Raw genomic sequence first — 23,677 nt, 5'->3', positions numbered from 1 at the left:
CGCAACCTGGCTTGCCGGAACATTTGAAGATCGAACCAACTGTACCGCTTCCTGCTTGAACTCCGCTGCGTATTTCCTTCGCCTTGCCATGACACACCTCCTGACTCATTATCAGCCTTTTTAGATGTGTCCGTGAAACCGGGGGAAAACCCTAATCGAACCGCACGCATATTAGCTGCTGGATGATCACACAGTTCAGCAAGCTGAGATGCATAAGCAGAAATAAAATCTTTATCTGAGATTGAGTCCAGATATAAGGCGATATCATTAACTGCAGGTGCAAAAAACTCTATATTGTTTAAAAGATTAGGCACAATATCTTTAATCCCATGTGCCTTTGCTCGACGTATGATTGCTCGAATAACCCCGAGATCTAGAGTATCAAATTTTGTAATACGTGCTAGCGCATCGGAAAGGATTTCCCCAGCATTATCGATAGGGGCTAACCCAATATTTACCTCCATTGTATAAGGGTTAACAACTTCAATCTCTCCAAGAATCTCCAGTTTTTCCAACTGGTACTGGTTATTGAGTTCTTGCCTAATAAAGTCTTCTGACTTGCTTATATAGGTTTTTTCGGAAGAAAGAGAAAGTCTTTGATTCTCGTGAAGATAAATGCAGAAATCCTGTAACAACCCTCTTAGCTGTTGATGAGAGTTCCCAAAAATCCGAAAATCATCTACATATCGAACATGCTCAAAACCACGGCCGAAAATAAACTGATCTGCATCGATTAGCGTTGCCTCAGCCATGATAATGCTGGCTGCCGGGCCAACAGGGATTCCCTGAGATGCTTTGGTATTGAGTGTAGTAAGAAAGTATTCAATTCGTTTTGAAATTCCATTCGGATTATCAATTGCCGATTGAATTGCGTTTTGTAATCTATGGAGATAAATTTTGTTATAAAAATCTGAAATATCTGCTGACAGTACAAATGGAAAAACTTTTGAAAGATTTTCACATCGCTCACGATATACATGGAATCCTGAGCCTTCAGTAAAAAAACTCCTATCACCTTCAGAAATACGGTATGAGCATGCTACTTCTGGACTTGCTCGAGCTCCCTCCACATGCGAAGCTATTGTCTTTGCAAGTGCTGCATAGACAATAGAGTCTAATGGCTCCGGCCGGTGTACGATTCTGAAACCGCTTCTGGGTTTCGGCCATGGCTCAACAAGAGGTGGCGCGGAAAGAATACGATCCAGATCTGATTCGAGAATGTAATTTTTGACCTCATCCCAAGAAAACCTAATCGCAACAAACTCCTCAGCACGAGGAAAAAAATCTGTGTCGTAATAGTCAGAAATATGGTTTATTGCGAAATCTAAGGCGTCCGGACTAATTAGGGTTTTCAGTGGTTGGGACATATTATTATTTCAATACAGGTAGTGTTTGAGAGATTTTTTCTCGTTTATTCCTACAGGTAGAGTCGAACTTCTAACCAATTGAAGCTCACTTCATATTGAAATAAGACCAGCAAAACTGCGAATTCTGGCTCAACCCCTAAGTTTCGCAAACGCCGCCGCCATTGCGGTATCCGGCTTGACTTCCTGTTTCTGCTGGGGTCTGGCTGAGCGATCCTTCCTATCCCTTGGCTGCTCACGCTTGCTGGTCCCCCGCGCCTCCTGCGTTTGTTGTGCTGGCGCATCTGTCAGTCTCATCGTAAGGGCAATGCGCTTGCGCTTTTCATCCACTTCCAGCACCTTGACCTTGACCACCTGCCCCACCTTGACCACCGTGTGCGGGTCTTTGACGAATTTGTCAGCGAGCGCGGAGATGTGCACCAGTCCATCCTGATGCACTCCGATATCGATGAATGCGCCGAAGGCGGCCACGTTAGTTACCACGCCTTCCAGCAGCATTCCTGGCTGCAGATCGGAAATCCGGTGCACGCCTTCCTTGAATGCGGCAGTGATGAATTCCGGTCGGGGATCACGGCCTGGCTTTTCCAGCTCCTTCACGATGTCGGTTACGGTCGGCACGCCGAATCGCTCATCCGCATACCTTGCTGGATTGAGCGATTTCAATAATTTGTTATTGCCGATGACGGACCTGATTTCCTGCTTCAAGTCGGAAAGTATTCTTTGCACTATAGGATACGATTCGGGATGTACTGCCGAGGCGTCGAGCGGGTTCTCGCCATTCATCACGCGCAGGAAACCTGCCGCCTGCTCGAAGGTTTTTTCACCCAGGCGCGGCACCTGGTGTAAAGCTTCGCGTGAGGTGAACGTTCCGTTTGCCTCACGATAGACAACAATGCTTTGTGCGACAGCCGCGTTAAGCCCCGAAACGCGTTCGAGCAGCGGCGCAGAGGCCGTATTGACATCCACGCCTACCGCGTTCACACAGTCTTCGACTACGGCATCGAGCGAGCGTGCAAGCTGGGTTTGCCCGACATCATGCTGGTATTGACCTACGCCAATCGATTTCGGATCGACTTTGACCAGTTCCGCCAGCGGGTCCTGCAGACGGCGCGCAATGGAAACGGCGCCTCTCAGCGACACATCCATATCGGGGAACTCTCTGGATGCCAGATCTGAGGCGGAGTAAACCGAAGCCCCCGCTTCCGAAACCACGATAGAGGTGAGCTTGAGGTCGGAGCGACGCTTGATCAGGTCTTTTGCCAGCTTGTCGGTCTCGCGCGAAGCGGTGCCGTTGCCTATCGCTATCAGCGACACCCGGTATTTTTCCGCAAGCGCGCCTAGAACATGAAGCGACCCGTCCCAATCATTCCTTGGCTGATGTGGATAAATGGTGGCCGTTTCCATGACTCTGCCAGTCACATCCACTACTGCGACCTTTACACCGGTACGGAGGCCGGGGTCGAGACCTATCGTCACACGAGGCCCGGCGGGAGCGGCCATGAGCAGGGCTTTCAGGTTGCGGGCAAAGACGTGGATCGCTTCAGTCTCGGCACGCGTGCGCAACGTGCCCATAAGATCGATTTCCAGATGCGGAAAACTCTTTACGCGCCAGGTCCAGCGCACCGTATCCATCAGCCACGCATCGGCCGGCCGCTCTTTGTTCACAATGCCGAACCGGACAGCAATGCGCGCCTCGCACGGGTTGTGCGGCGCATCCCATTTCGGTTTCTCCGTCTCGGAATCCAGGCGCAGGACAACGCGTAAAATTTCTTCACGCCGCCCCCGAAAGAGGGCCAGCGCCCGGTGTGAAGGAATAGTGCTGAGCGGTTCGGAATAGTCGAAATAATCGGAATATTTTGCGCCCTCCTCTTCCTTACCCTTACCACCATTCTTGTCGCTCGCGACTTTCGACTCCACCACCCCATGGTCCAGCAGATACTCGCGCAGCCACTGAAGCAACTCGGCATCTTCCGCGAAACGTTCCATCAGTATCTGGCGTGCTCCCTCGAGCGCAGCTTTCACATCCGGCACCCCGGGATTATCTCCCTGCTCGGTGGTGAAGGCTGGCTTCAAGTACTTGATAGCCTCTTCCTCGGGTTGCAGCATCGGGTCAGCAAGCAGCGCATCTGCCAGTGGCTCCAGCCCCGCTTCCAGCGCGATCTGCGCCTTGGTGCGCCGCTTTTTCTTGAAAGGGAGATACAGATCTTCCAGGCGTGTCTTGTCCTCGGCCTGCAGAATGGAAGCAAGCAGCGCGGGCGTCATTTTCCCCTGCTCTTCTATCGATGCGATGATCGCGGCACGCCTGTCTTCCAGTTCGCGCAGATAACGCAGCCGTTCTTCCAGCAGGCGCAACTGTGTATCGTCCAGCCCTCCAGTCACCTCCTTGCGGTAACGTGCGATAAAGGGCACGGTGGCACCTTCATCCAGCAAGGCAATGGCAGCGTTAACCTGTACAGGCTTCGCGCCGAGTTCAAGGGAAAGACGTTGTTCAATGGATGGCAGCATGATTGACGGACACCTATTCAGTTGCAATGGAAAAAGGGGAAGTGGTAAAACAGATGGACAGATGAGAGAGCGGATTACGCTTAGTTCGTATCCTGGCCAGACACCGGTTCTTTTTCGGTATCCGCGCGCTTGCGGTATATCCCGGAGCGCATGAGCAGGATCGTGGTGACGGGTGAGGTCGATATCATGAACAGTGTGATCAACACTTCCTGAAACACGAACCGCTCAGCGTGTATCGAAGCAATCAGTATTGACGCTAGCAGCACACACCCAAGGCCGAGTGTATTTCCCAATGTAACGCCATGCATGCGCGCAAACAGATTGGGCAGCCGAAGCAAGCCGAGGGATCCGATCAGCGTCAGCAGACCGCCTGAGATCAGCAGCAGCGAGCCGAGCAGATCAGCCCAGAAGGGAATCTCATCCATTGTCATGGCTCGATCACCTCGCCACGCAAAAGGAATTTAGCCATTGCGGCTGAACCGACAAACCCGAATAGCGCAATCAACAGAGCGATGTCGAAATAAAACCGGGATCCGAACTGAATTCCCAGCGTGAGCACCAGGATCATGCCATTTACATACAGGGTATCCAACGCCAGTACGCGGTCTTCCGCGGCAGGTCCGCGCAGAAGACGGATCGCCGCAAAGATCATGGCAAGTGCGACAGCAATCAGGGCAAAGGATATCGCCCACGGCAGCATTCCATTCATTCGAATATCTCCATCAGTCGCCGCTCGTAACGCTGCTTGATGGTGCGAACCCAGGCCCCCTCATCCTGCAGATCCAGGACGTGAATCGTGAGCGTGCCTCCATCAGGCGAAAGGCCGGCCCAGATGGTACCGGGCGTGGCCGTGATTATACAGGCGAGCGCGGCAAGGCCATACGGGTCACGCAGGTCCAGCGGAATTTTCATGAAACCTGAACTGAAACGTCTCTTCGCCGGACCGAGAATGATCCCGGCCACGGCAATGTTGGAGCGGATAATATCGATCAGCACCACAAAAAGTAGTCCGACAGCAGTGAGCAGATGGTGCGGGTGTGCGCGCAGCGGGCGTATTGCCGCAGTCGAGGCAGCAATAATCACTGTGAGGATCAGACCCAGCAAAAGCTGGCCCGGCGCCAGGGAATCATTCAGCAGAAGCCACAAGGCGAACAGAATGACAGTAAATAATGTCAGCGACGGCCAGCGTTTCACTGCCTGATTCCCTCCATTGGGATTGAAGGCACCGGCGAAGGCCCGGGTGGCCGACTGCCCGACAATACCGCATCGATATAAATCTGGGGTGAAGATAGCGAATTACCCGCAAGGCTCAGGTAATCCATCGCGGGCCCCGTCTCTACCGTGAGTGCAACGCTGAGCAGCAGCAGCACCGCGACTGGAGCCGCTTCCCCGAGGCGCAACCTTGGGATCATGATCTCCTCGGAAGTCCAGAACAAAAGTATCCCCATCCGGCAAAGAGCAATGATTGCAATCAGACTCGAACCCAGCATTCCCGCCCACAGTACCCATACCGTAACCGGCACTGGCCCCGGCGCAGTATCGGTCAGCGTGGCGGAGAGGATCAGGAATTTGGCGATAAAACCCGATAGTGGCGGCAATCCCGCCACGAGCAACGCGCATGCGAGAAAGCCCATGCCCAGAAATGCCATCGCCGCGGGAATGACAATACCTACCACTTCATCTGTAAAATCGGCATCAACCGGCTCCTGCCCGACAGGCTCCATCATCTCCAGCGGCATGTCCTCGCCGGTTTGCCGGGTGCGGTCGATCATCTCACAAAGCATGAAGAAAGCGCCCGTCGCCAACACTGAACTTGTCAAGTAATACAGGGCCGCCCCTTTCATTGCCGTACCACCAAACCCGAGCGCCGCAAGCAATGTACCGGCGGAAGCGATGACACAATAGGCAACCAGCCGCTGTGGCTGGCTGGCGGTGAGTATGCCCGCTGTCCCTAGCACGAGTGTAACGATGCCAATGCCAAACAGCCAGCCGTCATTGAATGGTGCCGGGACACTCGCCCCCGAAGCGCCGGACAGCAGCGATCCCAGCCGCAGCAGCGCGTAAATCCCCACCTTGGTCATAATCGAAAAAACCGCTGCCACTGGCGGCGCAGCCGTACCATAAGCAGATGGCAGCCAGAAGTTCAGAGGCCATGCCCCCGCCTTGAGCAGAAATGCGCTGCCGAGAATGGCGATACCGGTTTCGAAAAGTATGCGCTCGTCCTCGGTGAGCAGTGAGGCGCGCGCAGCCACGTCCGCCATATTGAGCGTTCCGGTTACTCCATAGATGAGCGAAACACCAATCAGAAAGACAGACGAACCTGCAAGATTGATCGCGATGTAATGCAGGCCGGCCTTGACCCGAGGTTCGCCCAGACCGTGCAGCAGGAGACCGTATGACGCTGCCAGCAGCACCTCTACAAACACAAACAGGTTGAAGAGATCGCCGGTCAGAAAAGCGCCGTTTACCCCCATGATCAGGAACTGGAACAACGACTGGAAATGAGGACCAGCCTTGCGCCAGCGCGCCAGCGCGTAGATCAGGGAAGTCAATGCCAGCACCGCATTGAGCACCAGCATCAGAGCAGACAATCGATCCAGCACCAGCACGATGCCGAAGGGTGCCTGCCACCCACCGAGCAGATATACCGCGATTCCATCCGGCCAGATGCTCGGAACAGCATCGCTTGCAATATAGGCGAGCGCGAGTGCCACGAGTAAATTCACCAGGGTGGCAACAAGAGCGATAATGGTACGCGGAGCACGCCGGGCTTCGGCGAACAGCAGCATGACTGCTCCCGCAACCAATGGGATCACTATCGGAAATATCGGAAGATGATTCACCCAGCCATTCATGCTTCCGGATCCCCATCGACGTGATCATTGCCCGTCAAACCACGTGAAGCCAGCAACACAACCAGAAAGAGCGCAGTCATGGCAAAACCAATGACGATTGCGGTGAGCACAAGCGCCTGTGGCACGGGGTCGTCATACAAGGAAGGATCTGCCTGTGCCATGGTTTCGATGATTGGCGCGCCTCCTATCATCAGTCGCCCCATTCCGAAGATGAACAGATTGACCGCGTACGACAGCAGAGAAAGTCCCATGATGACCTGGAAGGTGCGGGGGCGCAGCACCAGCCAGACACCCGAAGCCGTCAGAACACCAATAGCAAGCGCATAGATTGCCTCCATCAATCCTCCCTTTCCTTCGGGGGCAAAACATGGGGAAGCTTTTGCCTTTCGGCTTCCACAGGTGGATAGTCAGTTGGAGCCATTGGAACGACGGGGGCAAATAGCGAGGCGGATGCATGACCGCTAGCGCCTTGCCCTGCCGGCGAATCCGGCACCTCCACCGGCGTCTCAACTTCTGCAACCTCCTGCTTGCGGTGCGCGCGCCGTGACTGGTGGGCAAGCGCCACCAGGATCAACACCGCTGCGCCAATCACCAGAAAAAAGACACCCAGATCGAACAGCAACACCGTTGAAAGGTGCATCTCGCCGATTATTGGCAAAGTGCCATGCCACGCCAATGCAGAAAGAAATGGACGCGCCGCCAGCCACGCTGACATACCTGCGCCGGCAGCACACAACAACCCCGCTGCAAGCCAGTATTGGGGGAAAATACGGGTACGGGATTCCGCCCAGGCAGTGCCTCCCACGAGGTATTGCAGAATGACCGCTGTCGTAACGATCAGCCCCGCCACGAAGCCACCGCCCGGTTCGTTGTGCCCGCGCAATAAAAAATAAATCGCCACCATGCCCGAAACCGGCAGCAGCAACTGTACGAACACCGCCGGCACCATCATTGGCCCAGCGGGCAACAACGCATGCGGATCTGACGGCAATGCTCCGCTCTGTGCACCCTGCTCCTGCTGTTTTACGGGCACCGTCATGGCCTCAGCAGGCGGGCGGAACCTCCGCAACAGCGCGAACACAGTCAATGCCACGATGCCCAGCACAGTAATCTCACCCATCGTATCGAAACCCCGGAAATCAACCAGGATCACATTGATGACGTTCGATCCACCTGCCAGAGGCAGTGAATTCTCGATAAAAAAAGGCGAGATGCCTTCCCCGGCAGACCGGGTCAGAATTGCATAGCTCAATCCGGTGATACCGATACCCGCACAAATCGCGATCACCAGATCCCGCGACCGGCGAGCCTCGGCGCGCATACGCACCGGAAGCGGCATTGTTTCATGGTCCAGCGATTTATCGCGCGGCGGCAGCCAGCGCAGACCCAGCAGAAGCAGGACAAGTGTGACGACCTCTACGATAAGCTGCGTCAGCGCCAGGTCAGGCGCGGAAAACCAGACGAAGGTCATGCAGGTTGCGAGCCCCGCCACGCCTGACAGGGTCAATGCAGCAAGCCGGTGATATTTTGCCTGTGCAGCAGCCGCGATTGCACAGACCGCACCGATCAGCCACAACACCGCAAAAGCCGGTTCAACCGGAAGCGGCGTTTTATCGCCCTCGGGCAAGCCACCGCTGGAGAGCGGTATCAGCGCGCTGGCAAACACGGCGATGATAAGCAGCAGCATCTGGACCTGCAGATGCTCGGTGGAAAACCATCGCAAAAGGCGCATTGCCAGCCTGTCAAGCTTTTCGAGCATGAATTCGAAAATACGCTTGCCGTCGAAACGCTCGATCAGCGGTACTACTGTCGTGCCCTGCTGATATTCTCCCAGCGCCCGATACAGGAGGATTCCGCCTACCATCGCGGCCAGACTCATCATGAGAGGGAGATTGAAGCCATGCCACACCGCGAGGCTATGGAACGGTGTGTTTTCTCCGAGTACGGACCGCGAAGCCATGTTCAGATACGACCCCACGGTCCTGGCGGGGAACATTCCAACTACAAGGCAGGCCGTGACAAGCAGCGCGCTGGGAAACAGCATCCAGCGTGGCGGCTCATGGGGCTTTTTCGGCAGGTCTTCCGCCGGAGGCCCGAAAAACACTTGCAGAATAAAACGCAGCGAATAGGCAACGCTGAGTATTCCCCACACCACAGCCATTGCCGGCAGGCCGATACGTGTGATCGGGTGCCCGATGACAAACACAGTCTCCGCAAAAAACATCTCTTTCGAAAGAAAACCGTTGAACAACGGCACGCCTGCCATCGACGCAGCACCCACCGCGGCCAGCGTAGCGGTGATGGGCATGGCACGCCGCAAACCGCTCAAGCGCGATAAATCGCGCGTGCCGGTTTCATGGTCGACCATGCCTGCCGCCATGAAAAGCGATGCCTTGAATGTAGCGTGGTTCATGATATGAAAAATTGCGGCTATCAACGCGAGAGGACTATTCAACCCAAGCAGCAGCGTAATCAGACCCAGATGGCTGATGGTGGAATAGGCCAGCACACCCTTCATATCCCGCTGAAATACCGCCGCGTATGCACCCAGCACGAGCGACAGGAGACCTGCCGTGCCGATCATCCAGAACCATTCGTCGGTACCCGCAAGCACAGGCCAGAGCCGGACAAGCAGGAAAACCCCGGCTTTGACCATCGTTGCCGAATGGAGATAGACAGATACGGGTGTAGGCGCCGCCATGGCATGCGGCAACCAGAAATGAAATGGAAATTGTGCGCTTTTAGTCAATGCTCCCAGCCCGATCAGGATCAGCATGGGCACATACCAGGAGTGTGCGCGGATCAGATCGCCAGAGGCAAGCACACGATCCAGATCGTAGCTCCCCGCTACCCATCCGAGCATCAGGACTCCGGCAAGCAGGCAAAGACCACCGGCCGCCGTCACGGTCAATGCCATGCGCGCGCCATGGCGGGCATCCGGCCGGTGATACCAGTATGCTATCAACATGAAAGACGTCAGACTGGTCAATTCCCAGAACATCACCAGTTGAATCAGGTTGCCGGACAGCACGACCCCCAGCATCGCGCCCATGAAAGCGAGAAAGAACGAGAAAAAACGGGGAACCGGGTCTTGCGCTGCCATGTAATAGCGCGCATACAGTACAACCAGGGCTCCCATCACTGTAACCAGCATTGCGAACAGCCAGGCAAAGCCATCCAGGCGAAACGTGAAGTCGAGACCCAATTGGGGAATCCAGTGCACCGCTTCCCGTATCACCTCCCCTTCGATAACCTGTGAATACAACTGAACAGTGAGAATGACGCACGCTACCGCAACGGTACCCGCAAGCCAGGCGGCGACGTTGCGCGCGTGGGATGGCAGAAATGCGGCACAGAGGCTACCGATGAAGGGCAGGATAACTATCCAGATCAACGACATGAACTATCGATATGATTTACTGCGAACAAGCCCCACCCGTGCCGATCGGCACTTTCCGAAGAAGGATATAAGAGCGCGACCCGCCAGGAACCTCTGGGCAAACACCCTGTAAGGACTTGTCCGGGAGTTCTCAAGATGAGATGCGGATGGATCGGGCATAGGCAGTACCCTCATGCCCAGGGGGAGAACTGTTAAGAAAATGCTCAAGTGCGGATAGAACTCAGGCACGTATCAGACTGCCTGCTTGAATAATACCATCGGATAGAATCTTTTGACGATTTGTTATTAATTCGGCGAGCAAACAGTACAGACATCACGCCGGCGGAAGCCGGTATCCAGTAACGTTCAAAGCACGTCATTATTGGTTTGGGCTGGATCAATATTAAAAATAAGGCCGATGCTTCCACCTGCCTCTGTCTCGAGGACGTGGATTTTCCAGGGACAATAATGAAACCGTAATATAACAGCGGAAACAACAGGAAGAGTTCTTTACATATCCAGCCGCTTCGCTTTCCAGTAGGCAGATTTCCAGTAGCTCTCGTTCAATTTTGAAATAGTCACGCCGTAGGTGCTCGAAGCATGGAGAAATCTGCCATCCTCGATATAGACACCTACATGCCGGCCACTCCAGCGGGTCTTGAAAAAAACAAGATCTCCCGCCCTCAGTTCGCTTTTACTGACACTCTCTCCCAGTTGCGCCTGGAACTCGGTCGAGCGCGGCAATACCACACCCAGCTTTGTCTTGAATGTCACCTGAATAAAACCGGAGCAGTCGACGCCACTCCTGCTCATGCCACCCATTCGATATCGGGTATGTTTCCACTGATTGTACTGCTCATATAGCACTTTCTTCACCAGCGAGGTATTTTCCAGGTTTACCATGGCCCCGGGCGCATGAGTAACTCCGGGTACATGAGTAACTCCGGGTGCATGAGTAACTTTTGTACCCTTTTCCGGTACGCTGCTGCATCCGACCAATCCGATGGTCAGAGGAACAACCATCAACCAGATGCTTTTTTTCATAGCACCCCCCAATTTCAGGTTATTGTTTTCCCATGCGATATTCCGCAAGGTTGGCATAGAATTCTAAGCCATCGTTGGCAAGCTCATCAATATAGAGATTGACTGCTTCTTCTGTCATCAAAAGATATCGGCAAGGCGGAATATATCCGGACAACTTATGCTTCAAGAAATCTTGTAATCAACCGTCAACATTTCCAGCAGGTGGCCTGCCGGGTCCCGGAAATAGACACCGCGCCCACCATCGTTGTGATTGATGCTCATGTTTTCCGGATCGAAGGGGCCACTGCCATACTTGATATTCTCTGCTTTCAACCTGGCGAAGATTTCGTCGAACTCCCGCTCCGTTACCTTGAATGCATAATGGTTCGAATCAAATTTTTCCCGGCTATCGAAATCCAGAGAAAGTGTATCGTTCACTTTTACCACGATGAAGCGGGAAAAAGGGCCGACATATCTGAAACCGAATATTCTCGAATAGAACTGCGCGGATTCCTCCTTGTCGCGCGTCGGTACAATGGTGTGATTGAGCGTAATTGCCATGAATTCCTCCGGGAATGGTTGACAGAGGTTGTTTGTTCAGATTCGGCAGCGCTTCTGGATTCCAATGCCGATTGCTGCTAAAAATGCTGACAAGGTTTAAGGCCTCTGGAAATCGTACAGCGAGCCAAGTCCCAGTATAGTCGTCAGTTCATCCAGGGCAGCGCGGCTTTCCCGCAGGAGAGCCGGATCATCCAGATCAGTTGGTGAAAGGCGCTCGCGGTAATGCTTTTCGATCCATGCCTTGAGTTCATTGTAGAGACACTCGTCAAGAACCACACGGCTGTTTTTTTGCACAGCATCGAGTTCCGGTTCGGTTAGCACGACACGAAGTCGCAGGCAGGCAGGCCCTCCCCCGTTTTTCATGCTTTGGCGCAAATTTACGTACTCGACATGCGCAATGGGATTAGCCCCATCCTGCACAATTCGTTCGAGAAAGGTTCTGGCGGAGTCAGATTCCTGACATTCCGCAGGCGCGAGGATCATCATTTCGTTACCACGAAGAGTAAGGAGTTGGCTGTTAAAGAGATAAGTCCTGACCGCCTCCGCAAGCGTAATATCTTCTTCCCCAGCCCTGATGAAGTGAACTGGCCAGCCGCATGCCTTTGTAATTTTAGCTTCGGTCTCCTCCCACTCCGGGTATGCCGCATGGTGATAAAACAGGACATTGCAGTTTGTCACCGCCAGCACGTCGTTATGAAACGCGCCTGCATCAACGGCCGCAGGATTTTGCTGCACAAACAGTTCCTTTCCACGCTTGATTCGATGCAACCTCGCAATCGCTTCGCTGGCCTCCAGCGACTGGCGTGCAGGAAATCGCAGAGGCTTGGGAATATCGCGGCTGGCAGAGCGGCCAAAGACAAAAACCTCCACTCCGGCTTCACCGTGATTCGGGCAGAAGCGCATATGGTTGGCGGCGCCCTCATCGCCAAAATAAAGGTTGGATGGCAAGGGATCGTGGTGCATGAAATAGCGCTCATCGCTGAACACCCGCTTCAAAACGGCACTGGTAACAGACGCCTCGATGCTTCGATGAAGTTGCGAGGGCAGATTGGCAGCCGTAAGGTGTACCTTGCCATCCTCGGTATCGGCGCTTGGCGAAACAGTGGCGGCGTTGGCCACCCACATGCTGGATGCCGACGAGCACGCGCGCAGAAGCCCAGGGGCAACCGTTGCCACGCACCGGATGACGGCTGCGTCCCCCCCGACAAATCCCAGCTTTCGGAGCACTGAGACAGCTGGACGGTCTTGTGGCGGCAGAACGCCCTGCCTGATGCCGAGATCAGAAAGCCGTTTCATTTTTTCCAGCCCCTGCAATGCGGCTTCGCGGGGATTGGAACTTGTCAGGGCACTCTCCGCAGAGGCGATGTTTCCTACCGCCAGTCCGCCATAATTGTGCGTAAGGCCTACCAATCCGTCAAAATTGACTTCGTAAGCGTTCATCGCTTTGCAAATGGAGTGTCAGGACGTACTTATGTCGATTGAAGAGTCTTATGCCCGCGGTCGGGATTGCGCGGCGTCTACTTCTTTTTTAACTGGAAGAAACGCGCTTGCGCAAGCCTGTTCGAGCCGCCGCGCCTTTTTTTCCAGTGCGCCCACTACCAGCTTCTGGACACGCCTGTGAGGAAGTGCCTCACCCGCTGCCCATCGTGAAACCGTGGACGGAGCAAATTCGAACTCGGCTGCAATGGCACGTTGCGAGACTCCCGCAATATCGCCATGCTGGACCAGCCAGGAAAATTCGGCCGCATCCCCCCTCCATTCCGCGCAAAGCTGCCGATACTGCTCTACCGTTACCATTACTTTCCGTACCCCATTGCCAAACATCCAAAGCACTCAACCGTGCACCATGCAATTATTTATATATTCTTTTCTGTTTTGTGTCAAACCATTATCTCAAGTTATGCAATAGCTTGTTCAAAAATCGGCTGATGTCCACGGATTTGGTCAGCGGGGTTGAATTCTGTGGAATAGATCCCATCTAACAGCCGCTATTCCAGGAGGAGTGTTTCGGTGTGTTGGTGTCTACCGTAACTCCTCCTTTTTTCCTTTTTGTCATCGGGAATTCGACAAACGCGACAGGAGAGCGAGATGTCAGGCACTACTCATGCAACCATCCGGGCAGCAGGCCTTGGGGATGTTGAGCACATATTGGCGGAATATCGGCAAGCTGTCGCAGAACTGCCACTGGAAGAATCTGCAAACCTTCTGTGGCGCCCTTATGATGAATTCAAGACCGCGGTCGAGAACGGTCTGTTTTTTGTCATAGAGAATGCCGTGGGTAGTTTCATGGCAGGCGCTGGTGTGTTCGACCTGCCGGGTTCGGCCGAAAAAGAACTGGGGATGTGCTACGTAAAGAAGGAATGGAGAGGCTACGGGTTGCAGATCCTCCTTTTGCAAATCAGAGTTTGCGCTGCGACACTCGGTCAGGTTCCGGATAAAAGCGGGGACGACACCACCACAAAAAGCTTTGCGGCGTTGATCACCGGAGTAAAGCCGGCCAATGAACATTCTGCTGCTAATACCGAACAGCTTGGCTTCGAATATCTCCTGACACCTCCACCGGCGCTGTTCAACGCCTGCGCTTCCTGCCGGACGCCTCCCGCCCCAGGCTCAGAACGGAGGTGCTGCTGCGATTTTTTCTATCTTTCCGATGCCAGACGGGCGGAAGCCATCGAAAAAAGCCTCCAGATGGAAAATTGGAGCCGGACGCGAAACGGGCATGAGCTTATCGTGGCGTTGAAAATCCGCCACCTGCTTGATGCCGACTTCCGGAATGCGCTGCACGATATTGTACAAGAACTGCGCGTACAGGAACTGCGGGTTCCAACGCTTGGAAAGCAAATGAAATGAGCCGACTTCTTGAAGAATTCTGACCTATTGACCCGGTAAGCAAACAGTACGAACGTCATACCGGCAGAAGCCGGTATCCAGTAACGTTCAAAGCACGCCATTGATTGACTGGATTCCGGGTCAAGCCCGGAATAACGAGATTCATAGTATTTTTCTGGCCAGATCAAACGGATCATGGTATTCGTGAATATTTTCCTTTTTCGCAATGCTCCTGTTTACTCTGACTTGTTCTCCACCCGGGGACCGACGGGTTTGCGGTTGAAGGAACCCAGCTCCGGAACGGATGGAAGATCTGTGAAGGTATGCGACAACACGAAGAGAACTGTGTAGTCATTGTAGTAGGCATCCGCCACGAAAGAGGTTGATCCAAGAAAATTCCCGGCTGGCAAGCCAAAGACATTCAGGTTAAATTTCGCATATCCGGTCTGATACTGGGATTTATAGAGTGCCAATTCCGGCAGCGAAAATGGAATGAACTGGCTCTGGACCGGGGGCATTCCCATGAATGTCCCGGACAATTCTGTTCCCAGGGCCTCCACGACCACGTCGACCCGGTGGGTGGCATCCTTGCCGTCCTTCTGTACCAGATAGCCTTGCTGTCCCAGCCATCCGGCTAAAACCTGCTGCAGAAAAGCCTGATCGCCCGTCATCCCTACCGTATTGATCGCCACGCTCGCTCCGCGGGGAATGGACAGAAATTCACCTGAATCATTGGGAAAGGTTCTTTTTACTGCTTCACTCAGGAGGAGCTGTTCAACAGCTGTTCTTGATGACTGAGTGTTGCGCTGTGTTGTCGAGCAACCGGCCGCCAGTACGATGGTGGTTGCCAAAATGAGGGTTTGTAAGAAATTGATTGTTCTCATTGTTCTATTCTGGTTTCTGCAACTGGAAGGAAGCAATAAAATCACTCAAAGGAAGAAGTACAATCCTGTGTTCACAATCAGTCGCCTCGTGGCTTCCTCTCGCGATCGGCCTTATTGGCGCGGGAAATCGCCGAAAGCAGCCATATTGCGCCAATCGTTGCACAGGCAAAACCCAGCAGACTGAAAAAAGGGAGGCCCCATAGAGTGGGCCCAGTGGAGACTGCCATCACGACCGAGGAACCCACGATGACAGCGGCAACCACGATACCCACGACCAGACGATTGACCGCGCCGTCCAGTTGATCACCCACGTGCTTGAGATGCGCCACCTCGATATGAATATCCACTTTGCCCCGACGGGCAGAACGTAACAATCGCGAGAGATCGCGAGGCAGATTGCTTAGCAGACCTGCCAGCTCGATGGCTGTGCGCCATCCGCGCTTTGCCATTGCGGCCGGCGCGTAACGGATTGCCATTGCATCCCGCAACAGGGGGAGTGCCTCGCCTGCAATATCCAGCTCCGGATCGAGTTCTCTTCCCGTGCCCTCAAGCGTAATGAATGCCTTGAAAAAGAGCGCAAGATCAGGCGGCAGATGCAGCCGATGTCCGCGCAGGATGGCAACAAGGTCTGCAAGCATGGAGCCAAGCTTGAGCTGCTTTAGAGGGACACCCAGATATTGATCGACAAACAGCTGGATTTCAGTCTTAAGCGCTTCTTCGTTGACATCACCCTCCCCGGTCCAGTCGAGCAACACATCGGCCACCGCGGCGGAATCATACTGAACCAACCCGAGTAAAAGATGGATCAGTTCTCCGCGCCGTGCTTCCCCCAGCAGGCCGATCATGCCAAAATCGATGAAGGCAATTCGGTTGCCCGGAAGATAAAACAGGTTGCCGGGATGCGGGTCCGCGTGGAACAACCCATCCACCAGGATCATTTTTATCACTGCCCCTACTCCACGCCGTGCGAGGATCTTGCGGTCGAGGCCAGTTCGATCGACCGCCGCAACATCGCGACCAGGAATGCCTCGAATATACTCCTGCACACATACGCGTTCACCCGTCCATTGCCAATAAACCTTGGGAATGACAATGAGGGGAAGTAATGAAGAAGATTCATCCTCGCCGACAGGAGGATGTGCCAGGGGCAAAACGGGTGAGGCCTCGTCGGAGTAGCCGGCGAAGTTCGAAGCAACACGTTCCGCATGGCGGCACTCGGCGCCAAAATCGAGCTCACGCCGGAGCGACTGGGTAAATTGCGCAACCACTTCCTGCCAGTGGAAGTGGCGCAGTTCCGAATTGCTGGTTTCGATGAGTTCGGCAAGCCTTGAGAGCCAGCGCAAATCAGCTTCAACCCCCACTCGAATGCCTGGGCGCCGGACCTTGACCACAACTTCGGTGCCATCTTCCAACCGTGCAAGATGCACCTGAGCAATAGACCCGGCGGCAAACGGCTCCGGCTCGAAGGCGGCAAATATTTCCTCCGGCGGAGCGCCCAGATCTTCAGTGAGCTGCTGATGGACTGCGGAATAAGGGGAAGCGGGTGTACTGTCCTGCAGCTTGCTGAATTCAGCGATCCACTCCGGATCGAAAAGATCGACACGTGTTGCCAGAATCTGGCCGAGCTTGACGAAGGTGGGGCCCATCTCCTCCATTGCGCGCCGCACACTCGCTTGAGGCTCAAGCTGCGCCAGTTCGGTGCCCTCGCTCCAGTGTAACGCGCGTCCAGCACGCTCCAGTGCATGGGCAAACCCGAGCCGGCGCACCACATCCCCGAAACCGTGCCGGATTAGGATTGAGGCAATCTCGTGCAGGCGTCCGAGATCGCGCGCGGCGGTCATGGCCTGCCAGAGCATCAGCTATTCCCCCAATTCATGATTTCGACCGGACCTTATCTTTATTTAATCCCGCTCCAGCCTCTGGACGGTGTCATACAGCCACGCTTCCACCGCGTGAGCATTGGCGCCGTGATGTATCTCACGATGACAGTTGGGGCATAGCGCCACTGCATTGGAAACAGCATCGGCTCCACCATCAGCCAGGCCTTGAACGTAATGCAATTCGAGATAAGGTAATCCATCCGGCCCCTGGAATGGAGCGGGTTTTTCGCATGATTCGCATGTTCCTGCCGCCTGCTGCAACACCCATGCCTTCACGCCGGGATCACGCTGCAATTGCGCCACAGATATGCGCCTGCGTTTAGGATGGGCATTACCGCTGGGCTTGGGAAGATCTTTCTGTTCTGTTGCTTCGCGCACTGCAATTTCAAAGGCGGCTACTGGAGCCCCCTTTTGTCCGCTGGTCTGCTCCAGTAATTGTTCGATCCGCGCAGCAACCAGAGACTCGATATCTTTTGCCGGCTTCAGCCCGGTCATCCATCCGCGTCCCATCAGCGAAAGGACATAGGAAATGTTCTGCATGCGGGATTCAAAAGCCTGTTCGCTGCGGCCGAACATTTCCACCAGCTTTCTGTAATACTGCTTCTTTACAATGAGCTGTCCCGTGCGCTCATTGCGCTGCATCTCAACGTAAGCTTCAACGGAAGCCCTCAGTTCTTCATCGCTCCAGGAAACGTCATCCATGCTTTTCTGCCAGTTAACGAGCCATAGTCAGGATTATGACGCGGCACTCACACCTGTGCAAATTCGACCTCTGCAATAGGTGCGTCACCGCACAGAACGCGACAGTTTTCCGCTCCTAAAATTGTCGTGATTTTTGTGCTTCATTTCTTTTATAAGAAACCCGATCATCACTAATAAACAATAAATAGTATCAGCAAGAGGGAGTTCTCGGTCATTTGCTTTTTTTCTTCATTTCAAAGGGAGTTAACATGAAAAATTATTCTGTTTTTAGCGTGGCTGCCAGATTCACAACATTGCTTGCGTTGACTCTGGGCTTGGCCATGAGTACGGGAGGAACTGTTCAGGCACAGGATGGGATGTCTGACGGCCATAAATCCGATTCGAAATCCCACCATATGGATAAAAAAGAACTGCCTTGCGGCGGGCCTAGCGTAATTAAATGCCCCAGGGGTATGTCGTGCGTAGATGATCCGTCAGACAAGTGCGATCCCACCAAAGATGGTCTGGACTGCCCGGGCAAGTGCGTAGCAGGTAAGGGCGAAGAAACAAAAGTCAAGCAACCTTGCGGTGGTCCCAGCAGAATCAAATGCGCGGGGGGCATGATTTGCATCGATGATCCATCGGATAAATGTGACCCCACCAAGGATGGGCTGGACTGCAAGGGAATGTGTGTAGCCAAGTAAATGGGGGCATGGGAAACGTGTGCGCTGCAAGCACTTCGGCTTTTCGTTTCCCTATGTGTCTTCCGGACTTGCCCCCACCGTTAAAAACACTTCACTTTGTGCTAAAGGCATAAATTAAAAACCCGCCAAATGGCGGGTTTTTAATTTAACTGCAACTAACTATCTTTCGCCGCCAATGCTGCTCATCAGGGCATCAGATCAATCGAATTAATCGACGACATTCAGAGAACCGGGCAGGTGGATGTTCTTGGGGTGAAGCTGGCACCAGATGGTGAAGGCACCGGCCTTATCCGCTTTGAAGCTGATGGTCTTGGTTTCGCCCGCCTTGATTACTTCCGAGACTTTAAATGCGTCGATGGAAAATCCTTCGCTGATGGGAGACTTGTTCTCGATCGTAATCTTCACTGTCGTGTTTTTCTTGACAACCAGTGCCTCAGGCTCGTAGAGAACATTGAAAGCCCGGATGTTCTTGACCGTAACCCCTTCAACGTTGAGCTCAGGAATCGTCGTGTCATAGGCATTGATAACGACCGTAAATTTTTGTTCTGCTGCATGCACCGCTCCGGTCAACAGCATGCCAAAAGCCAGACCTGCAAACATTGCCTTGTTTATTTTCATCATTAGTTTCCTTTCAGAGTTTAGTTGGTTTTAATTAAATGGCATTTCTGGAACCAATACTTTGTATGGGATGACGCCGAATGTCAAGAGCCACTTTCTCATCAACTACTGGCTTGAGGAAAAAATTTTCACCCTCGTTTCAACGCAATCATGATTATCCGAAATCTCCCTTGGCACCTCATTACCATGAAAAGGAAATAGAATGCCCTATCAATCAGCAACTTGGATTTATTATTTTCCGGTTTCCGGATTTCTTGCCACGACTTCAGGAAAGAAGCCCGCATATCAGAAAGAGCGAAACAAGTCTGATTCGGATTCAACTGGCAAATCCCGGACTGTTGTATTTATCACACAGTCCGGGATTTCACCTTGGAAATTAGTGGCGTCCCCAGGGGGATTCGAACCCCCGTACTCACCGTGAAAGGGTGATGTCCTAGGCCTCTAGACGATGGGGACCAGAGGACTTTGAAATGCTTAAAAGCCGTTTGCCGTCAGTTTGTGATATTGCCATAAACTGGTGGAGGTAAGCGGGATCGAACCGCTGACCTCTTGCATGCCATGCAAGCGCTCTCCCAGCTGAGCTATACCCCCGGCAAAAGAAGGCGAATTATACTGACCGCGATTTTTCCCGTCAATGTACAGATGAAGTATATCATCCTCATCATCCCCTGACAGGCACCCATTCGCCCTAGGCCTTGTCGGAGGGGACGGGGCAGGATGAGATCATCGAATATTCCCGGCGTTTAGTCCTGGCTAAGCTGAAACCGCGTCATATATCAGTTGGGGAAGTACTCAAGTTGCTTGTCCATCCTCCGCAGCGTTTCCTCCCTGCCCAGCAATTCCAGCACCACATTGATCGCCGGGGTCTGCGCCTCTCCTGTAACCATGACGCGCAGCGGCATTGCCACCTTCGGCATCTTCACGCCGTGTGCCGTAGCGCTGGCCTTGATTGCATCGTTGATCACATGGCTTTCCCATTCGACCGTTGCAAGTTTTGTCCGCAAATCGAGAATCGGAACTTTAGCCTCGGCGGTGAAGTACTGCGCTCTCAGTTCCTCCCCAGGCTCCAGCGGGCGAAAGAAGTAAACTGCTGCATCCGCCAGTTCCGCAACTGTATTGACGCGTTCCTTGAGCAGATTCACGACCTTGCGCAAATCAGGAACACCTCCGCCATTAACGTCACAGCCATCCGCAGCAAGAAAAGGCTTTACCAATTCCGCCAGCCGCTCATTATCCGCCGTTTTCAGGTACTGCTGGTTGAGCCATTGCAACTTCTCCGGATTGAACTTCCCCGGTGAGCGATTGATATTGGATAAATCGAACCACTCCACCAACTGCTCCCGGCTGAATATTTCCTCATCGCCATGCGACCAGCCCAGCCGCGCCAGATAATTCACCAATGCCTCCGGCAGATAACCGTCCTCCCGGTACTGCATCACCGAAACCGCACCATGCCGCTTCGACAAACGTTCACCATCCGCGCCGAGAATCATCGGAACATGCGCGTATTGCGGCAGAGGCGCACCCAACGCTTTCAGTATATTGATCTGGCGCGGCGTATTGTTCACGTGATCGTCACCCCGAATCACATGCGTGATGTTCATATCAAGATCGTCTATCACCACGCCAAAGTTATAAGTCGGCACTCCATCCCCGCGCAGCAGCACGAGGTCATCCAGCTCGCTATTGGCAACGGTGATTTCACCCTTTATCAAGTCCTTGAATGTTACCTCCCCATCCAGCGGATTCTTCAGCCGCACGACGGGCTTCACACCGGCAGGAGGCGTTTCTCTGGAATCGCGCCAGCGGCCATCATAGCGGGGCTTCAAGCCCGCTGCGCGCTGTTGCTCCCGCATTGCATCCAACTCTTCCCTGCTGCAATAGCAGTAATAGGCATGGCCGGCACGCAACAACTCCTCCGCCACTTCATGGTAGCGCGCCAGGCGCTGCATCTGGTAAAACGGCCCCTCGTCGTAATCCAACCCCAGCCATGCCATCCCATCCAGAATTGCCTGGGTGGACTGGGCGGTAGAACGTTCCAGGTCGGTATCCTCGATCCGAAGGACGAATTTACCGCCATGCTTGCGGGCGTAGGCCCAGGAAAACAGCGCCGTGCGAGCGCCGCCAATATGAAGATAACCTGTGGGACTGGGAGCGAAACGGGTGCGGATCATGAAGTGAAGGTCGGTTGCAAAGCCCAACTTATGTAATTATGAGAATCCGCTATTTTACGTGAATGCTAAGTCAGCAGTGACTTAACATTTGTATATATATCCCGTAACCTCATACGTTTGTGCGCGTTGACCGAAATCCTCGATTTATGCTCTAATTGCGCCTCCCTCAACCGTTATCAGTTCAGGATAACGTCAAGCAATGGGCGGTTAACTCAGCGGTAGAGTGCCACCTTCACACGGTGGAAGCCACTGGTTCGATCCCAGTACCGCCCACCAAAAGATAGTTCAGCAAAATCCAAGCACATCCAATATATCCAATCAATACAACGATCTTTGCTTTTAATTTGTCCAAAGAACTCCATGGATATTCACTGCAAACTTAGCCAGAAAGGGGGTGAGTTGGGGGTATTCCTGCCGGAATGCAAAAGGATACCCCAATGCCTCTTACAGACACTGCGATTCGAACTAAACGCCAAGCCAGGGCCGGGAAATTTCGAATGATGTCTCCCCGTTTGTTCAAATAATGAATGATGAAGGACGTTATCCATAATGAGAAAGGTTCGGCTGGTACAACAACATTTTGCCAAGATTAACCGCCGTCGGGCTGGAGGTCTACGTTTGCCGGACCGTTGAGAACTTTGCCGTAGGGGTCGAAGCGAGATCCGTGACAGGGACAATCCCATGTTTTTTCCGCGTCATTCCATGCCACAATGCAACCCAGATGAGGACATACGGCGGAGCATTTGTGCAAGGACCCTTGGCTGTCCCGGTAGACAGCCAGCTTCTTGAGTCCTCGCCCAACCAGGGCTCCGGTACCCGCTGCAATTTCGCGGGCCTCACCGATGTTTCCAGCAGTTGCATAATCGGAGTACTGAGCCAAGACGTTAAGGTTCTCCCTGACGAATTCCGGAGTTGCCCGCAGGGAAATGCGTGACGGATCATAGAGGGTTTCCCATTCGTTTTCCCGTCCCAGGATGAGATCGGCAAGAAGAATGCCAGCGATTGTGCCGTGCGTCATTCCGTTTCCGGAATCGCCCGTAGCCACATAGATGTTTTTGTCCCCGGGGTTTCGCCCTATAAAAGCAAGGCTGTCGATGGGCTCAATGATCTGCCCTGACCAGTGAAATTCCACCGCTCCTGCCGCCGGGAACCGTTCCCGCGTCCAGGCCTCCAGCCTACCAAATCGCTCGTCAGCATCGTCGGCCTGGCCCGTCTTATGATCCTCCCCGCCGACAATCAGCACCTCATACCCTGATAATTCCTGCAGCCGGACGTAATGGTATGGATCGGGCGTATCCCAGTAGAGCGCTTTTGTCACCAATCCTTTCGAAACCCGAAGGCCAATGACGTAAGTGCGATAGGCTGCCTGTTTAGTGTGAATGGTGACCCAATCGTTAACCGGCGTATTCGTCGCCACTACGATCGCTTTGGCGGACACCACCAGACTCCTGTCCGTTTTGACTTGAGCTGGGGAGCCGTCCTTGAATTCTTCCGCGCGAGTCTTGTTAAAGATGCGCCCGCCTTTTGTTTCAATTACCCGCGCGAGGGCATCCAAATACTTCAGCGGATGAAACTGCGCCTGCCGGGGAAACCGTAGGCAAGGTCCGGTATCAAATCCCTCTAGTGGAGCACGCTCGATACGCTCCACGTTCTTCAATCCAGCCTTATGCGCTGCTTCCAGCTCTTTATCGAGCACATCCGTCGAGTCTCCCGGAGGCACAAACAAGTATCCGTCAAGTCTTTCAAAATCACAGGCGATTTTCTCCTTGGCGATAATTGCCTCAATGCGATCTATTGCTGCAGTATGACTTTCAGCAGCGAGCCGGGCGCCTTTCTCTCCATGCATCCTTTCGATCTCGAAATAGCGATCGTCGAGCGCGTTAACTAGATGCGCCGTGGTTCGCGATGTTTCCCCACTTGCTATTGATCCATCGTCCAGGACGATGACAGATCGACCTTCGTCCGCAAGCAGATAAGCGGTCGTGAGACCCGCAATACCGGCGCCTACTACGCAGACCTCCGCTGTTATATCTTCGGAAAGGGCCGGCCGGGGCGATATCTCAGCCGTTGCCATCCAAATTGAAGTCATGACTCCGGAGCTCTTCATCTTATTCTCCATTTTTATTAGGGTCTGTTGACGTTTCACATTGGTAACCAGAGGATCATGCAAGCCATGGCTACTACACTCTCGTAATTTCTCTTCAGCTTGTCGAATCGTGA

19 protein-coding genes, 3 tRNA genes and 2 pseudogenes are annotated in these 23,677 nt (G+C 53.6%); 3 read left to right on the top strand and 21 right to left on the bottom strand.

The window, feature by feature from the left end:
• Nucleotides 1-617 precede the first annotated feature (617 nt).
• The 12 genes and pseudogenes from C8R21_RS16540 to C8R21_RS13995 all read right to left on the bottom strand — a co-directional run.
• A pseudogene (locus tag C8R21_RS16540) lies at nt 618-1,367 on the bottom strand (RNA-directed DNA polymerase); the annotation flags it as partial.
• A 129-nt stretch (nt 1,368-1,496) separates the two neighbouring features.
• Nucleotides 1,497-3,869, bottom strand: coding sequence for a Tex family protein (locus tag C8R21_RS14045; RefSeq protein WP_107763264.1), 2,373 nt, complete (start codon nt 3,867-3,869; stop codon nt 1,497-1,499).
• A gap of 80 nt (nt 3,870-3,949) precedes the next feature.
• Nucleotides 3,950-4,300, bottom strand: coding sequence for a monovalent cation/H(+) antiporter subunit G (mnhG, locus tag C8R21_RS14040; protein ID WP_074974502.1), 351 nt, complete (start codon nt 4,298-4,300; stop codon nt 3,950-3,952).
• Nucleotides 4,297-4,578: a K+/H+ antiporter subunit F gene (locus tag C8R21_RS14035; protein ID WP_107763263.1), complete on the bottom strand. Its 282-nt coding sequence runs from the start codon at nt 4,576-4,578 to the stop codon at nt 4,297-4,299. The genes mnhG and C8R21_RS14035 overlap by 4 nt, the downstream gene beginning before the upstream one ends.
• Nucleotides 4,575-5,063, bottom strand: a complete 489-nt coding sequence (locus C8R21_RS14030; RefSeq protein WP_107763262.1) for a Na+/H+ antiporter subunit E — start codon at nt 5,061-5,063, stop codon at nt 4,575-4,577. Before C8R21_RS14030 ends, C8R21_RS14035 begins: the two co-directional genes overlap by 4 nt.
• Nucleotides 5,060-6,724, bottom strand: a complete 1,665-nt coding sequence (locus C8R21_RS14025) for a monovalent cation/H+ antiporter subunit D (RefSeq protein ID WP_107763261.1) — start codon at nt 6,722-6,724, stop codon at nt 5,060-5,062. Before C8R21_RS14025 ends, C8R21_RS14030 begins: the two co-directional genes overlap by 4 nt.
• The gene (locus C8R21_RS14020) at nt 6,721-7,062 is read right to left on the bottom strand and encodes a Na+/H+ antiporter subunit C (protein WP_074974498.1); all 342 of its coding nucleotides are present in this window, start codon (nt 7,060-7,062) and stop codon (nt 6,721-6,723) included. Before C8R21_RS14020 ends, C8R21_RS14025 begins: the two co-directional genes overlap by 4 nt.
• Nucleotides 7,062-10,124: a monovalent cation/H+ antiporter subunit A gene (locus C8R21_RS14015; protein ID WP_107763260.1), complete on the bottom strand. Its 3,063-nt coding sequence runs from the start codon at nt 10,122-10,124 to the stop codon at nt 7,062-7,064. Before C8R21_RS14015 ends, C8R21_RS14020 begins: the two co-directional genes overlap by 1 nt.
• A 489-nt stretch (nt 10,125-10,613) precedes the next feature.
• On the bottom strand, nt 10,614-11,147 hold the full coding sequence (locus tag C8R21_RS14010; RefSeq protein ID WP_107763259.1) for an NlpC/P60 family protein: 534 nt from the start codon (nt 11,145-11,147) through the stop codon (nt 10,614-10,616).
• 162 nt (nt 11,148-11,309) lie between these two features.
• Nucleotides 11,310-11,687, bottom strand: coding sequence for a VOC family protein (locus C8R21_RS14005; protein WP_107763258.1), 378 nt, complete (start codon nt 11,685-11,687; stop codon nt 11,310-11,312).
• 96 nt (nt 11,688-11,783) lie between these two features.
• A complete protein-coding gene (astB, locus tag C8R21_RS14000) occupies nt 11,784-13,127 on the bottom strand; it encodes an N-succinylarginine dihydrolase (protein WP_107763257.1) in 1,344 nt (447 codons plus the stop codon).
• 48 nt (nt 13,128-13,175) lie between these two features.
• A complete protein-coding gene (locus C8R21_RS13995; RefSeq protein WP_146162505.1) occupies nt 13,176-13,511 on the bottom strand; it encodes a hypothetical protein in 336 nt (111 codons plus the stop codon).
• A 264-nt stretch (nt 13,512-13,775) separates the two neighbouring features.
• Between C8R21_RS13995 and C8R21_RS13990 the strand changes: the two genes are divergently transcribed.
• Entirely contained in the window at nt 13,776-14,537 is a 762-nt protein-coding gene (locus C8R21_RS13990; protein ID WP_107763255.1) for a hypothetical protein, read from the top strand.
• Between the two features lie 215 nt (nt 14,538-14,752).
• On the opposite strand, the gene C8R21_RS13985 is transcribed toward C8R21_RS13990, so the two are convergent.
• The 3 genes from C8R21_RS13985 to C8R21_RS13975 all read right to left on the bottom strand — a co-directional run bounded on the left by C8R21_RS13985 (nt 14,753) and on the right by C8R21_RS13975 (nt 17,982).
• On the bottom strand, nt 14,753-15,400 hold the full coding sequence (locus C8R21_RS13985; protein WP_258192426.1) for a hypothetical protein: 648 nt from the start codon (nt 15,398-15,400) through the stop codon (nt 14,753-14,755).
• A gap of 77 nt (nt 15,401-15,477) precedes the next feature.
• A complete protein-coding gene (locus tag C8R21_RS13980) occupies nt 15,478-17,256 on the bottom strand; it encodes an ABC1 kinase family protein (RefSeq protein WP_107763254.1) in 1,779 nt (592 codons plus the stop codon).
• Between the two features lie 45 nt (nt 17,257-17,301).
• On the bottom strand, nt 17,302-17,982 hold the full coding sequence (locus tag C8R21_RS13975; protein WP_107763253.1) for an HNH endonuclease: 681 nt from the start codon (nt 17,980-17,982) through the stop codon (nt 17,302-17,304).
• Between the two features lie 248 nt (nt 17,983-18,230).
• Between C8R21_RS13975 and C8R21_RS13970 the strand changes: the two genes are divergently transcribed.
• Nucleotides 18,231-18,665: a hypothetical protein gene (locus C8R21_RS13970; protein WP_107763252.1), complete on the top strand. Its 435-nt coding sequence runs from the start codon at nt 18,231-18,233 to the stop codon at nt 18,663-18,665.
• Nucleotides 18,666-18,872: 207 nt separating this feature from the next.
• Here the strand turns inward: C8R21_RS13970 and C8R21_RS13965 are convergent, their stop codons facing one another.
• The 4 genes from C8R21_RS13965 to gltX all read right to left on the bottom strand — a co-directional run bounded on the left by C8R21_RS13965 (nt 18,873) and on the right by gltX (nt 21,457).
• The gene (locus C8R21_RS13965) at nt 18,873-19,286 is read right to left on the bottom strand and encodes a nitrosocyanin (protein WP_258192425.1); all 414 of its coding nucleotides are present in this window, start codon (nt 19,284-19,286) and stop codon (nt 18,873-18,875) included.
• Nucleotides 19,287-19,663: 377 nt separating this feature from the next.
• Nucleotides 19,664-19,739: transfer RNA gene (locus C8R21_RS13955), tRNA-Glu, on the bottom strand.
• Nucleotides 19,740-19,798: 59 nt separating this feature from the next.
• Nucleotides 19,799-19,874 (bottom strand) — tRNA-Ala (locus tag C8R21_RS13950).
• Between the two features lie 185 nt (nt 19,875-20,059).
• Entirely contained in the window at nt 20,060-21,457 is a 1,398-nt protein-coding gene (gene gltX / locus C8R21_RS13945) for a glutamate--tRNA ligase (protein WP_107763265.1), read from the bottom strand.
• Nucleotides 21,458-21,658: 201 nt separating this feature from the next.
• On the opposite strand from gltX, the gene C8R21_RS13940 reads away from it, so the two are divergent.
• A tRNA-Val gene (locus tag C8R21_RS13940) sits at nt 21,659-21,733 on the top strand.
• Between the two features lie 313 nt (nt 21,734-22,046).
• On the opposite strand, the gene C8R21_RS13935 is transcribed toward C8R21_RS13940, so the two are convergent.
• Nucleotides 22,047-23,546 carry an FAD-dependent oxidoreductase gene (locus C8R21_RS13935; protein WP_258192424.1) on the bottom strand — a complete coding sequence of 500 codons (1,500 nt, stop codon included), beginning with the start codon at nt 23,544-23,546 and terminating at the stop codon, nt 22,047-22,049.
• Nucleotides 23,547-23,599: 53 nt separating this feature from the next.
• Nucleotides 23,600-23,677 (bottom strand): annotated as a pseudogene (locus C8R21_RS13930) (IS5/IS1182 family transposase); the annotation flags it as partial.

The sequence above is a fragment of the Nitrosospira multiformis genome (genome assembly GCF_003050865.1).
GTDB lineage: Bacteria > Pseudomonadota > Gammaproteobacteria > Burkholderiales > Nitrosomonadaceae > Nitrosospira > Nitrosospira multiformis_E.
This window is presented reverse-complemented; position numbering and strand designations above follow the sequence as displayed.

Coding starts and splice junctions, on each gene's coding strand:
- C8R21_RS14045 (WP_107763264.1), bottom strand. CDS start 3,869: ATGCTGCCATCCATTGAACAACGTCTTTCCCTTGAACTCGGCGCGAAG.
- mnhG (WP_074974502.1), bottom strand. CDS start 4,300: ATGACAATGGATGAGATTCCCTTCTGGGCTGATCTGCTCGGCTCGCTG.
- C8R21_RS14035 (WP_107763263.1), bottom strand. CDS start 4,578: ATGAATGGAATGCTGCCGTGGGCGATATCCTTTGCCCTGATTGCTGTC.
- C8R21_RS14025 (WP_107763261.1), bottom strand. CDS start 6,724: ATGAATGGCTGGGTGAATCATCTTCCGATATTTCCGATAGTGATCCCA.
- C8R21_RS14020 (WP_074974498.1), bottom strand. CDS start 7,062: ATGGAGGCAATCTATGCGCTTGCTATTGGTGTTCTGACGGCTTCGGGT.
- C8R21_RS14015 (WP_107763260.1), bottom strand. CDS start 10,124: ATGTCGTTGATCTGGATAGTTATCCTGCCCTTCATCGGTAGCCTCTGT.
- C8R21_RS14010 (WP_107763259.1), bottom strand. CDS start 11,147: ATGAAAAAAAGCATCTGGTTGATGGTTGTTCCTCTGACCATCGGATTG.
- C8R21_RS14005 (WP_107763258.1), bottom strand. CDS start 11,687: ATGGCAATTACGCTCAATCACACCATTGTACCGACGCGCGACAAGGAG.
- astB (WP_107763257.1), bottom strand. CDS start 13,127: ATGAACGCTTACGAAGTCAATTTTGACGGATTGGTAGGCCTTACGCAC.
- C8R21_RS13995 (WP_146162505.1), bottom strand. CDS start 13,511: ATGTTTGGCAATGGGGTACGGAAAGTAATGGTAACGGTAGAGCAGTAT.
- C8R21_RS13990 (WP_107763255.1), top strand. CDS start 13,776: ATGTCAGGCACTACTCATGCAACCATCCGGGCAGCAGGCCTTGGGGAT.
- C8R21_RS13985 (WP_258192426.1), bottom strand. CDS start 15,400: ATGAGAACAATCAATTTCTTACAAACCCTCATTTTGGCAACCACCATC.
- C8R21_RS13980 (WP_107763254.1), bottom strand. CDS start 17,256: ATGCTCTGGCAGGCCATGACCGCCGCGCGCGATCTCGGACGCCTGCAC.
- C8R21_RS13975 (WP_107763253.1), bottom strand. CDS start 17,982: ATGGATGACGTTTCCTGGAGCGATGAAGAACTGAGGGCTTCCGTTGAA.
- C8R21_RS13970 (WP_107763252.1), top strand. CDS start 18,231: ATGAAAAATTATTCTGTTTTTAGCGTGGCTGCCAGATTCACAACATTG.
- C8R21_RS13965 (WP_258192425.1), bottom strand. CDS start 19,286: ATGATGAAAATAAACAAGGCAATGTTTGCAGGTCTGGCTTTTGGCATG.
- gltX (WP_107763265.1), bottom strand. CDS start 21,457: ATGATCCGCACCCGTTTCGCTCCCAGTCCCACAGGTTATCTTCATATT.
- C8R21_RS13935 (WP_258192424.1), bottom strand. CDS start 23,546: ATGACTTCAATTTGGATGGCAACGGCTGAGATATCGCCCCGGCCGGCC.